Annotated in this window: 8 protein-coding genes and 1 rRNA gene; 6 read left to right on the forward strand and 3 right to left on the reverse strand. The window is 63.8% G+C overall.

The annotated features are described in order from the left end of the window. Positions 1-170: 170 nt before the first annotated feature. Together rrf and ABD017_RS06660 are read left to right on the forward strand one after the other, a co-directional pair. Positions 171-284 (forward strand): 5S ribosomal RNA (gene rrf / locus ABD017_RS06655). 279 nt (positions 285-563) lie between these two features. Then, a complete protein-coding gene (locus tag ABD017_RS06660; RefSeq protein WP_343881419.1) occupies positions 564-1,247 on the forward strand; it encodes a rhomboid family intramembrane serine protease in 684 nt (227 codons plus the stop codon). Here the strand turns inward: ABD017_RS06660 and ABD017_RS06665 are convergent. Together ABD017_RS06665 and tfpB are read right to left on the reverse strand one after the other, a co-directional pair. Further along, positions 1,212-2,015 carry a glutamine amidotransferase gene (locus ABD017_RS06665; protein ID WP_343881421.1) on the reverse strand — a complete coding sequence of 268 codons (804 nt, stop codon included), beginning with the start codon at positions 2,013-2,015 and terminating at the stop codon, positions 1,212-1,214. The genes ABD017_RS06660 and ABD017_RS06665 overlap by 36 nt on opposite strands. Before the next feature lie 31 nt (positions 2,016-2,046). After that, on the reverse strand, positions 2,047-3,870 hold the full coding sequence (gene tfpB / locus ABD017_RS06670) for a type IV pilus assembly ATPase TfpB (protein ID WP_343881423.1): 1,824 nt from the start codon (positions 3,868-3,870) through the stop codon (positions 2,047-2,049). Positions 3,871-3,950: 80 nt separating this feature from the next. On the opposite strand from tfpB, the gene glyQ reads away from it, so the two are divergent. Continuing rightward, positions 3,951-4,883: a glycine--tRNA ligase subunit alpha gene (gene glyQ / locus ABD017_RS06675; protein ID WP_425543697.1), complete on the forward strand. Its 933-nt coding sequence runs from the start codon at positions 3,951-3,953 to the stop codon at positions 4,881-4,883. Beyond that, positions 4,876-7,014, forward strand: a complete 2,139-nt coding sequence (gene glyS, locus ABD017_RS06680) for a glycine--tRNA ligase subunit beta (RefSeq protein ID WP_343881427.1) — start codon at positions 4,876-4,878, stop codon at positions 7,012-7,014. Before glyQ ends, glyS begins: the two co-directional genes overlap by 8 nt. A gap of 184 nt (positions 7,015-7,198) precedes the next feature. On the opposite strand, the gene ABD017_RS06685 is transcribed toward glyS, so the two are convergent. Further along, positions 7,199-7,597 carry a hypothetical protein gene (locus ABD017_RS06685; RefSeq protein WP_343881429.1) on the reverse strand — a complete coding sequence of 133 codons (399 nt, stop codon included), beginning with the start codon at positions 7,595-7,597 and terminating at the stop codon, positions 7,199-7,201. A 412-nt stretch (positions 7,598-8,009) separates the two neighbouring features. On the opposite strand from ABD017_RS06685, the gene ABD017_RS06690 reads away from it, so the two are divergent. After that, positions 8,010-11,072: a TonB-dependent receptor gene (locus tag ABD017_RS06690; protein ID WP_483430738.1), complete on the forward strand. Its 3,063-nt coding sequence runs from the start codon at positions 8,010-8,012 to the stop codon at positions 11,070-11,072. Between the two features lie 270 nt (positions 11,073-11,342). Then, complete coding sequence (locus tag ABD017_RS06695) at positions 11,343-12,215, forward strand: YbaY family lipoprotein (RefSeq protein ID WP_343881433.1); 873 nt, start codon at positions 11,343-11,345, stop codon at positions 12,213-12,215. The last annotated feature ends 76 nt before the right edge of the window (positions 12,216-12,291 follow it).

A 12,291-nucleotide genomic window follows, 5' to 3' on the forward strand; every position in this document is an offset into this window, starting at 1 on the left:
AAGCATTTGCCGAATCGTTCGATCGATCTCGACGCTTGTCACTCGTTTATGTCTTATTTGACGCGAAGTCCTTTTCGCGAAGAGCAAAAGCCGTCCTCCATGGCGGACTCTTCAGAAGGGCTTTGCTCCCAGACTGAAGCGGGCGCAATCTGCGCTGCTTCAACCCCTTCCCTGGCGGCCATAGCGGCGTGGTACCACCTGATCCCATCCCGAACTCAGAAGTGAAACGCGCATGCGCCGATGGTAGTGTGGCTCGCCCATGCAAGAGTAGGTCACCGCCAGGGGCTTTATCCCGAACAACCCTCACCGGAAACGGTGGGGGTTTTTCTTTGGTCGACGTTTTGCGCTGATGATCCTGCGCAGCTGGCGAAGCGCAGCATTCGGTGTTGGATGTGGCGCGCTCGCCGTACGTTGTTGGTATCGCCGATTTATCCAGGTGACGCGGCCGAATGGTCGCCGCGGCTGGCGTGACGCATGTCCCTTGAACGGAGCCGTGTGTCGTAGGTGCTGCCCCGATGGTCATCTATGATGGGGCGCGCCATGTCGCGTCCAGGAGTGCGCACTTGTTTGTCCATGTCGAAACACGTCGACGTACCCGTTGGCATTGGGCGACAGCGCTGATCGTCTGTCTTTGCGTCATGTGTTTCGTGGGTCTCGCGTTGACGCCCGCGCCGACGCGCATCGCGTTGCTGCTGGAGTGGGGCACGGTACCCGCCAATATCTTCGACACCCACGAGGCATGGCTGCCGCAGTTGGTCGATCCGGCCTTGCTGCGCCTGTTCACCGCGTTGTTCATTCACGTCACATGGTTGCACTTGATGAGCAACCTGCTGTTCCTGCTGATTTTTGGTCTGCCGGGCGAGCGGGCGCTGGGGTCGTTGCGGTTTCTGGCGCTGTTCGTGATCGGGGGGATCGCGGCCAATCTGATTGGTGCCCTGTCGCTGGCAGGCGTGCGGCTGCCGATCATTGGCTGCAGCGGCGCGGTATCGGCGGTGGTGGGCACGTATGTGGCGCTGTTCCCACGTGCCAAGCTCGGTCTGGTGCTGCCGCTGGGGCTGTATCTAGAGTTCGTCCGCGTGCCGGCCTATCTGTTGATCGGCATCTGGGTGCTGCTGCAGCTGCTTTTCAGCTATGCCGGCCCCAGCTACGGCGCCTACGTATGGTGGGCGCACATCGGGGGATTCCTGGTCGGCCTGGTATTCGCGCTGTTCTCACGCGACGCCGTGGCTCGCCGCCTGCGCTACTGAGTTGGCGGGAATATCCGCGATGTTCGGTCCCATATGCAGCTGGACGAACCGGCGGAACAATCCGCGCGCCACGGGCGTTGCGGCCACCTCTCGGAAGATCCGCCGCGGATCGGACCCTTCCCGCTGCATGTCGGCATGTTTGCGGCGGATGTAGGCGCGCATGACCTCGGCGTTGAATTCCGGGTGGAATTGCGCGCTATAGGCCTGCTTGCCGTAGCGTAGCAAGTGATTTGGATCGCGATCGGAGCGTGCCAGCACCGTGGCGTCGGCTGGAATCTCCACCACGCTTTGCTCGTGCGTGGTATGGGCGCGGAAGCTGGCCGGCATCCCTTCGGTGAGGGCATCCAGCGGTGCGTCGGCCAGGAACCTGATCGGCAGGGTGCCGATCTCGCGCCCGCCGGATAGATAATCGACGCGGCCGCCCAAGGCGTGCGCCATCAGCTGATGCCCAAAGCAAATGCCGAACATCGGCAATTCGGCATCCATCGCGTTGCGTATCCATCCGGCCGTGCGTTCGCTCCATGTGGCGCGCTCGGTAACCATCGCCGCCGAGCCGGTGATGAGTGCTCCCGCCACGTCGTCCGGAGCCGGCAGTTGTTCGCCGGCGGTCACGTCGACGACTCGGACCTGGCTGGACGGCAACCGCGCGGCGAGGCAGAACCAGTGGGCGAAATCGCCATGCCGCGCGCGGATGGGCTTGGGGGCGTGGCCGGTGCGGATCACCAGAACCGGCTTGGCCGGCGAAAAACGGAGCGGCGGAAATTTCATCGGATCGAAGAGACAGGTTGAAAGTGGACAGTCACGAAGCGTCGTCGCCGAGTGCGTCGATCGGTGGCAATACGGTAAGGATTTCCTGCACCGTGGTCAGGCCATTGGCGACCTGGTCGGCCGCCGAAATACGCAGCGGGCGCATGCCTTCAGCCAGCGCGGCCTGGCCGAACTTGCCAAGATCCAACTGTGCCGATATGAGTCCTCGCAGGTGCGGGGACAGCATCATCATTTCGTAGATGCCGGTGCGGCCCATGAAGCCGGTGTTGCGACATTCCAGGCAGCCCACCGGGCGGAACACCTGCTCCGGCACGGGCATGGACCAACCGTGGGTCAACACCGCCCATGTCTGCGGGTCCTGCGTGGTGGGTTCCTTGCAGTGGACGCACAGCGTACGCACGAGGCGCTGCGCCACCACGCCGGTGAGCGTGGATTGCAGCAGGTAATGCGGTACGCCCAGGTCGAGCAAGCGGGTGATCGCGCTGGGTGCGTCGTTGGTGTGCAGCGTGGACAACACCAAATGACCGGTGAGCGAGGCCTGCACCGCCATCTGTGCGGTTTCCAGATCGCGGATCTCGCCGATCATGATGATGTCCGGGTCCTGGCGCAGCAACGTGCGCACGCCGGCGGCGAAATCGAGATCGATCGACGCCTGCACCTGCATCTGGTTGAACTCGGCCGCCACCATCTCGATCGGATCTTCCACCGTGCACACGTTGAGCGCCGGCGTGGCCAGATGCTTGAGGGTGGAATAGAGCGTCGTGGTCTTGCCCGAACCGGTGGGACCGGTGACCAGCACGATACCGTGCGGGCGCTCCACCATGTTGCGCCACTGGGCTCCCTCGGCGGCGGAAAAACCCAGCTGCGCGAAATCCTTCACCACCAGGTCGGGATCGAAGATGCGCATCACCACTTTCTCGCCGAACGCGGTGGGCATGTTGGAAATGCGCAGTTCCACCTCACGGCCGGCCGACGAGCGGGTCTTGATGCGGCCGTCCTGCGGGCGGCGCTTCTCGGCCACGTCCATGCGGGCCAGAATCTTGATGCGTGCGGTGACCGCCGTCATCACCGGCGGCGGCAGCTCGAACACCTTGTGCATGACGCCGTCGATGCGGAAGCGGATCTGCCCGGCCTCGCGGCGGGGCTCCAGATGGATGTCCGATGCACGCTGCTCGAACGCGTACTGCAGCAGCCAGTCGACGATATGCACCACGTGGCGATCGTCGGCGCCCACCTCGCCGGTCTTGCCCAGCTCGACCAGTTGCTCGAAGTTGAGCAGGGCCGAGGTGTCGTAGCCGCCATTGCTCTTGGCATCCTGCGCCATCTGGATCGAGCGCTGTACGCCGTAGAACTCCTGCAGGTAGCGGTTGATGTCCAGCGGGCTGGAGACCACCCGCCTGACGTCGCGCCGCAGCATCTGGGCCAGGTCGGCGGCCCACGCCGCGTCGAAAGGTTCGCAGGTGGCGAACGTCACCGAGTCGGGGGCGGCGGCGACCGGAAGAATCCGGTGTCGCTGCGCATACGCGTGGCTCACGACCTGGGTGACCGAGCCGGCGTTGATCTTCATCGGGTCGATTTTGAGGTACGGCAGGGCGGCTTTCGACGCCAGCCATTCGGTCAGCGTCTCCAGGCTGAGCGGACGGCCGGGATCGCGCTGGTTGGGAAGCTTGGCGTTCGCCACGAGCACCAGCGGATGCAGCTCCACCGTGGCCCGCCCGGCACGGATACCCATGCGCACGCGCTTCGCATCGTCGCCCAGCAGGAAACCGTCCACTACCAGCGAGGCCAGCAGATCGTCCAGTTGCAGTCGGCCGCGGCGACCGAGCAGCGACGCGATAGGCGGTGACATGGTCATCCCGAAAGAAAGAATTCCCGTGGGCCCCTGGCTGGCCGCAACCAGCACCCAGGCGAGCTGCCGCTATACTAACGCGCTTTATCGCAAGGTCACGGAGAACCATGTCCGCCCGCACGTTCCAGGACATCATCCAGACCCTCAACCGCTATTGGGCGGCGCAGGGTTGCGTGTTGCTGCAGCCGCTCGATACCGAAGTGGGCGCAGGCACCTTTCATCCGGCGACCTTCCTGCGCGCGCTGGGTCCGGAACCGTGGTCGGCGGCGTACGTGCAGCCTTCGCGCCGGCCCACCGACGGCCGTTACGGGGACAACCCCAATCGCCTGCAGCATTACTATCAGTACCAGGTGGTGCTCAAGCCCAATCCGGAAGACATCCTGGAGCTCTACATCGGCTCGCTGAAGGAACTCGGCCTCGATCCGCTGGTGCACGACCTGCGTTTCGTCGAGGACAACTGGGAATCGCCCACGCTCGGCGCCTGGGGACTGGGCTGGGAAGTCTGGCTGAACGGCATGGAGGTGACCCAGTTCACCTATTTCCAGCAGGCCGGTGGCCTGGAATGCCGCCCGGTTTCCGGCGAGATCACCTACGGGCTGGAACGCCTGGCGATGTACCTGCAGAACGTGGACAACGTCTACGACCTGGTGTGGACGGACGGCCCGCGCGGCACGGTGACCTATGGCGACGTGTTCCACCAGAACGAGGTGGAGCAGAGCACCTACAACTTCGAACACGCCAACGTGGCCGAACTGCTGCACTGGTTCGACGTCTGCGAAGGCGAGGCCAACAAGCTGGTGGCCGCCAACCTGCCGCTGCCCGCCTACGAACAAGTCATGAAAGCCAGCCACACCTTCAACCTGCTCGACGCCCGCCGCGCGATCAGCGTCACCGAACGCCAGCGTTACATCCTGCGCGTGCGCACCTTGTCGCGCAGCGTGGCCGAAACCTACGTGGCGCAGCGCGAGAAACTGGGCTTTCCGGGCCTGAAGCAGGCAAAGGAGCAGGCCCGTGGCTGAGCACAAATCACTGCTGATCGAACTGGGCACCGAAGAGCTGCCGCCCAAGGCGCTGGACGATCTTGCCGGCGCCTTCCTGCGCGGCATCTGCGACGGCCTGGTCAAGCGTGGCGTGGAGGCCGACCTGGATCGCGCCACCGTCTACGCGTCGCCGCGACGGCTCGCCGTGCACATTCCCCGCGTTGCCACCCATCAGCCGCCGCAATCGATCGAGCGCCGTGGGCCGGCATTGGCGGCCGCGCAAGGCAGCGATGGCCAGCCGTCGAAAGCGCTGCTGGGCTTTGCCCATTCCTGCGGTGTCGGCGTCGACCAGCTGGAGAAACTGGAGACCGACAAGGGCGCATGGTTCGTCTGGCGCACGGTCAAACCGGGCCAGCCGGTTTCGGCACTGCTTGCGGAGGTCATCAACGAGGCATTGGGCCACCTGCCCATCCCCAAGCCGATGCGCTGGGCCGATCACGACTACAGCTTCGTGCGTCCGGCGCACTGGCTGGTGATCCTGCACGGTGCCGAGGTCGTTCCGGGCGAAGTGCTGGGCCTGGAGAGCGGCCGCATCTCGCGCGGCCATCGCTTCATGCATCCGCAGCCGGTCACGATCGCCGACGCCGACAGCTGGCTGGACACGCTGCGCGCCGCCTACGTGCTTGCCGATCCCGCCGAGCGCCGTCAGCGAATCCAGCAGGAGGTGGGAAAGGCTGCGCTCGAGACAGGCGGCGCGCCGCGCATGGATGACGCCTTGCTGGACGAGCTGGCCAACCTCACCGAATGGCCCGTGGCGATTGCCTGCGCGTTCGAGCGCGACTTTCTCCAGGTGCCGCCCGAGGCGCTGGTGACCACGATGGTCGCCAACCAGAAATTCGTGCCGGTATTCGACGCCAATGGCGCGCTCACCGAACACTTCATCGGCATCGCCAACATCCAGAGCAAGGACCCGGCCGAAATCCGCAAGGGTTATGAGCGGGTGATCCGGCCGCGCTTCGCCGACGCCAAATTCTTCTGGGACGAAGACCTCAAGACGCCGCTCGCCGACAACCAGGCGCAGCTCAAGAGCGTCACCTATCAACAGGCGCTGGGCAGCTTGTGGGACAAGAGCGTGCGCGTGGCGGAACTGGCGCGCATCGTCGCCAACCGCGTCGGTGCAGACGCCGGGCTTGCCACGCGTGCCGCAAGCCTGAGCAAGTGCGACCTGTTGACCCGCATGGTCGGCGAATTCCCGGAGCTGCAGGGCGTGATGGGACGTTATTACGCCAACCGCCATGGCGAACCGGCCCAGGTGGCGGACGCGCTGGACAGCTATTACCAGCCGCGCTTCGGCGGCGACGCCATTGCCGGCGACGTGATAGGGCAGGTGCTGGCGGTCGCCGAGCGGCTGGACACGCTGGCCGGCATCTTCGCGATCGGCATGAAGCCCGGCGGCAACAAGGACCCCTTCGCGCTGCGCCGCGCCGCGCTCGGCCTGGCAAGAACCCTGATCGAGGCGGACATGGATCTCGATCTGCGCGGAAGCTTCCTGGAAGCCCTGGAACTCATTCCCGACAGCGCGCTGTCGGCGGCACTGAAACCCGGCAAGGATGGCGTCCTGCCGCCCCCGGCCCCTGGCCGTCGCGCCGCCCTGGCGGGCGAACTGTGCGATTTCGTGTTTGACCGCCTGCGCGGCTACTACGCCGAGCAGGGCTTCGACAGCAACCAGTTCGAGGCCGTCCTGGCCGTACAGCCGGGCAGCCTGGTCGATTTCGACCACCGCCTGCGCGCCGTGGCCGAGTTCGGCCGCCGCCCCGAAGCCACCAGCCTGGCCGCCGCCAACAAGCGCGTGGCCAACATCCTGCGCAAATCCGAAGCCGAGGGAGCCGGCGCGCCGCCTGCGTTGGACCCCGCCCTCTTCGAAACCGACGCCGAACGCCAGCTTGCCGCCGAACTCGCCGCCGCCCGTCGCGATACCGCCGATGCCTTGGCCCAAGGCGATTACACCAGCGTATTGAGCCGACTGGCCCAGTTGCAGGCGCCGGTGGACAGCTTCTTCGACAGCGTGCTGGTCAACGCGGACGACCCGGCCATCCGCGCCAACCGCACCGCCTTGTTGCGACAGCTGCAGGATCAGTTCGCGGCGGTTGCCGACATCGCCAGGCTGTAGCGCGCGGCGGAACCCGGACCGTCGTGTCGACGGTGGTCGACAGCCGCCCCACGTAGCGTCACCTCCCCTGCAACGAGTGGAGTCTGCACGCTACGCCGCCGGGGCGTAGCGTATGGACGCCTGGACGTCCATTCCCAGCGGCCGGCCTCTTGCGTGGGCCTGGCGACGGACGCCGAAGGGCGTATCAGGGGCTGCGTGCCAGTTCGTTGGGTACAACGTCGGTGTAGTTCGCAAACTCGCTGTAGGTCAGTCGATGATCGCCATTGAGGTCGTATCGACTGAACTGGGAACGCAGGAGAGGCATCCCCGGCGGCACCTCGGAGTAGGACAGCACCTTGTCGCCGTTGCGGTCCAGCGAAAGGAAGGTTTCCGTTGACTCCATCGGTGTCATCAGCGGCGTGCGGTGCGCTTGCTTCAGCGCCTCGCGAGTGGCCTGCACGTCGAAAGGTTCCCCGCGCGCGCTGATCTGCCTCGTCATTTCCATTCGGGCTTCAGAGCGGCCCTTCTGCGCGTCCTGCGCGTACAGCGTCGTGGCGACCACAGCGCAAACGCCAAAGAAACACGATGCCCGAAATGTTTTCATAAGGTTTCAGTCCCATTCGATCGGCGTCGCTGTCGGTGGAGTTTCACCACTGGCATGCGCAATCCGTACTAAAAGTTCCAGCGGGCCAGGATCGTTGCCGTGGAAACCATTGATACAGCCTGCTGAATGACTTGCCTATTTTTACGCAGAGCGCGCCCAATCGACGCTCTAGCACGAAATATTTCGGCACTCAAGCGATCCATGTCCCGAGTCGGCCAAATGTTAAGATTTCGTACACGCGTGTTAGTAAAGTGTTGACCCCCATGATTCCATGAATTAACGTCGGGCGAACTCCGCAGCAACAGCCAGCAAGTCGATGCGACACCTGGGGCGATAGCGAAGGCGGAAGTTTAGGGTCCCACAATAAGTTTCATGCGCCCGGATACCCGGGTAGAACCTTGGAGTCACCACTATGAATTCGCGGAAAACATCCATCGCGCGCCAGCTTCCACGCACCGCGCTCGCCATGGCCCTCGGCCTCGGTCTCACCGGGGTGGCCTTCGGCCAGGCAACGACCGGCAGCATCTTTGGTCAGGTCCCCGCCGGCAACGGCGAGACCGTGACCGTCAGGAGCACGTCCGGCGTGACCCGCTCGGTCACGGTTGATTCGTCGGGTCGTTATGACATCGGCTCGCTGCCGCTGGGCAGCTACACGGTCACCTTGCAACGCGATGGCAAGACCATCGATTCCCGCTCCAACGTCACCTTGCGCGTGGGTTCGGGCACGGAAGTTTCCTTCGGCGGCGCCGAGGGTGCGCAGAACCTGGCCGCCGTCACGGTTCAGGCCAACGCCCTGCCGACGATCGACGTGACCGGCGTCGATTCGCGCACCGTCATCACCGCCGAGCAATTGGCGAAACTGCCGCTGGCCCGCAACGCGGAAGCCATCGCCTTGCTGGCGCCGGGTGTCACCCAGGGTAGCTCGCTGTTCACCAACGCCCTCGGCGGTTCCGTGATCTCGATTGGCGGCGCGTCCGTGACCGAGAACGCCTATTACCTCAATGGTTTCAATACCACCGATCCGCTGAGCGGCTTCGGTGGCATCACCCTTCCTTATGGCGCGATCGATCAGCAGGAAATCCTCAGTGGCGGCTACGGCGCGGCCTACGGTCGTTCCGACGGTGGCGTAATCAGCCAGGTCGGCAAGCGCGGCACCAACGAGTGGCACTTCGGTGGCCAGATCCTGTGGACCCCGGACGACCTCAAGGCCGATCCGGACAACTGGTACTACCGCAACAAGGATGGCTCGCGCGGCGATATCCGCCAGTACCGCCACGACAACAAGTCCTGGACCACCACGGTGGACGCCTATGTCGGCGGCCCGCTGATCGAGGACAAGCTGTTCATCTTCGCGGCGGTGGAAGCCGAGCGTCAGCAGGGCCGGAGCACGGGTTCGGATGCCGCTCCCTACGTCACCCATTATCGTTACGACAATCCGAAGTGGTACGCCAAGCTGGATTGGAACATCACCGATCGCAACATTCTTGAAATCACCGCGGCGTCGAACAAGTCGTCCTACGCTGGCACGATGAACAGCTTCGACTACGACACCCAGGAAGAGGGTGGTTTCAACAGCTATGACACCAGCACCAAGAACGGTGCCGACGTTTATCTGGGCAAGTTCACCAGCTACATCACCGATGACCTGACCGCCACCGTGATGTACGGCAAGATGAAGGGCACCTGGTATAGCGAAACGCCGGGATACGATCCGACGTATCCGTACCTGTTCGGCTACCCGGATCAGAACCCGGATGTACCCGGTGCGGGCAACCAGAACACCCAGACGGTTTCCACCATCAACCTGCCGGGCCACCGTTCCACCAGCACCAACTTGCGTATCGACCTGAGCTACAAGCTGGGTGACCACACCATCACCGGTGGTATCGACAACCAGACGGTCAACAATATCGACGCCGGTACCAAGTTCCCGGACTCTGGCCTGGGTTACGCCTGGGAATATGACACCATGAAGGGCGACGCCGACACCTATGTCGTCGGTGGCCCCGATACGGGTGCGGGCTGGGAAAAGCGCCCGTGGGTGGTCAACACCGGATCGCAGCCTGGTGGCGAAACGGGCTACTACGTCGCCCGGTACCGGTATCACGACAATGGCTCGTTCCGCGTGATGCAGCGTGCGCAGTATATCGAGGACAGCTGGCAGATCAGCGATCGCTGGCTGGTCAAGCTGGGCCTGCGCAACGACCAGTTCACGAACTACAACGCTGGCGGTGAACCCTATCTGCGTCTGACGTCGCCGCAGTGGGCTCCGCGCCTGGGCTTCAGCTGGGACGTCAACGGCGACTCCAGCTTCAAGGTCTACGGCAACGCCGGTCGTTATTACCTGGCGCTGCCCAGCAGCGTGGCACAGCGTTCGGCGGGTTCGTCGCTGTACACCCGCGAGTACTACACCTATGAGGGCATCGACGAGAACGGTATCCCCTACGGCCTGCATGCCCTCGACACCAGCGTGGGTGCTGGCCAGCCGTTCTCCGCCAATGGCGAGTACGGCCAGCCGCGCGATCCGAAGGTGGGCTCGGCGAGCAACCTGACGTCGGAATACCAGGACGAGTACATCCTTGGTTTCGACAAGTCGCTGGGCGACGCGTGGGTCTTTGGTGCCAAGGCCACCTACCGTAATCTTCGCAACGCGATCGACGATATCGGTGACTCGCCCTCGATCATTGCCAAGATGGACGAGATGGGCATTGATCCGACCACTTACGATGCTGGCGCGATCCCCGGCAGCTTCCTGATCAACCCGGGCAAGGATGCGGTGTACTCGATCAAGAAGCTGGATGGCGGCTACTACGAAGTGCCGATGCGGTGGAAGGAAGATTTCGGCTTCAACACCACCATGAAGCGCCACTACTACGGACTGGATCTGTACCTGGAGCATCCGTTCGACGGCAAGTGGTTCGGCAAGATCGACTACCTGTTCTCGCGCAGCTACGGCAACAGCGAAGGCCAGGTTCGTACGGATATCGGCCAGGAAGACGTGTCTGCCACGGTGGACTGGGATTACGCCGCGACCATGGAGTACGCCAACGGCGCGCTGGCCAATGATCGTCGCCATCAGCTGAAGGCCTACGGTTCCTACCAGATTGCCCCGGAATGGTTGGTTTCGGGCAATGTGGCCATTGCGTCCGGTGCGCCCAAGACCTGCTTGGGCTATTACGGTCCAGAGCAGACCAACCCCGGTCTGGGGTACGGTCCGTACTACCACTATTGCAACGGCAAGTGGACACAGCCGGGTGATACGCGTCATCCGTGGACGTACCGGCTGGATCTGAGCGCCGAGTATCGTCCGGAGTGGGCGGGCAAGAAGCTGGCCTTCAACGCGATGGTCTACAACGTGTTTGACAACCAGGTCATCACGCAGACGTACCCGATCTCGACCAGCAAGAGCTATGGTCGTCCGTATGGTGCGACGACCCCGCGCTACTTCCGCTTCGGTGTGTCGTACGACTTCTGATGAGCTAGCTCTACAACTCATCGAGGGTCGAGAACGAAGGCCGCCGGGTTTCCCGGCGGCCTTTTCTATGCCGCGTGCAAAATGCTTTGAATGGACTCGGCGTGCGGCCGCGTATGGCGCTGGACGAGCATGCACGAGTCCGCCTGAGTCCGATTGACTTTTCCGACTGGACTGTTTGGGCTATGCTCGGGGTTTCCCCCGCGAATGACTGTGGCGTTTCGGCGTCTGACAGGTTCGTGTCCGTTGAACGCAGAATTCGAGGTTTTCCCCATGCGCAAGCTGGTTTTGTCGCTGACGTCACTTGCGGCGTTGGTTTTGGCCGGGTGCAATGCATCCTCTTCGTCGCAGCAGGGCAGCGCCGGTGTTGCCGCATCCGGCAGCGCGGCCGCGGCCGTGACGACCAACGTGGTGAGCGGCACGGTTGCCTTGCGCGAGCCGGCGCAGTTGTCGCCGAACGCGAAGCTGGTGATCAGCCTGGTCAACGTGTCGTCGACGGCGCAGTCCGGTACGGCGCCGCTGGCCACCAAGACGGTGTCGCCCGCGACGACGTTTCCGCAGTCGTTCGAGCTCACTTTCGATCCCGCCAAGGTCAATCCGTCGGACCTGTATGTCGTCAAGGCGCAGCTGACCGATGGAGAGCGCCAGTACACCATGCCGCTGCAGGCCCCGGTGCTGACCAACGGCGCCAAGAACGAGGTGTCGATCCAGCTGGTGGCCGAGCAGACGGCGGCGGAAAAGGATCTGGCGGCATTCAACGAGCTGGAGCAGCAGATCGGCGGCATGATGGTCAAGAGCGGCACCAAGCTGGGTGATGGCGTTTCCCGCAGCTGGCAGATCTTCCGCCAGGCCGGCGACATCAAGTTCATCCGCGAGCTGGTGGATTACGGCGACAAGGGCTTTACCAGCACCGATTTCGCCTATCGTGACGGCAAGCCGTGGGCGGCGGTGCAGCAGAAGAAAGCCAGCCGCAACGCCAAGCCCACGTCCACCGACAGCGCGAGCTGGGCCGATAACGGCACGCTGGTGCTGAAGCGCCACGAGGCGGGTGGCAAGACCGAGACGCTGGATTCGGACACGGCATCGAGCCTGCACAAGCAGGCGGTGGATATCCTGAGCCTGGCGACCGGCGGCAAGAACAAGTAATAGCGGCTCACCCACCGCAAACCAAAAAGCCGCCAGTGCAACCTGGCGGCTTTTTGGTGGCTGGCGGATCAACGCC

The sequence above is a fragment of the Rhodanobacter caeni genome (assembly GCF_039523575.1).
Classification (GTDB): domain Bacteria; phylum Pseudomonadota; class Gammaproteobacteria; order Xanthomonadales; family Rhodanobacteraceae; genus Rhodanobacter; species Rhodanobacter caeni.

What these genes read in the sequence shown, in the direction of transcription:
- ABD017_RS06665 (WP_343881421.1), bottom strand. Translation starts at nt 2,015, where the DNA reads ATGAAATTTCCGCCGCTCCGTTTTTCGCCGGCCAAGCCGGTTCTGGTG.
- tfpB (WP_343881423.1), bottom strand. Translation starts at nt 3,870, where the DNA reads ATGACCATGTCACCGCCTATCGCGTCGCTGCTCGGTCGCCGCGGCCGA.
- ABD017_RS06685 (WP_343881429.1), bottom strand. Translation starts at nt 7,597, where the DNA reads ATGAAAACATTTCGGGCATCGTGTTTCTTTGGCGTTTGCGCTGTGGTC.
- ABD017_RS06690 (WP_483430738.1), top strand. Translation starts at nt 8,010, where the DNA reads ATGAATTCGCGGAAAACATCCATCGCGCGCCAGCTTCCACGCACCGCG.
- ABD017_RS06695 (WP_343881433.1), top strand. Translation starts at nt 11,343, where the DNA reads ATGCGCAAGCTGGTTTTGTCGCTGACGTCACTTGCGGCGTTGGTTTTG.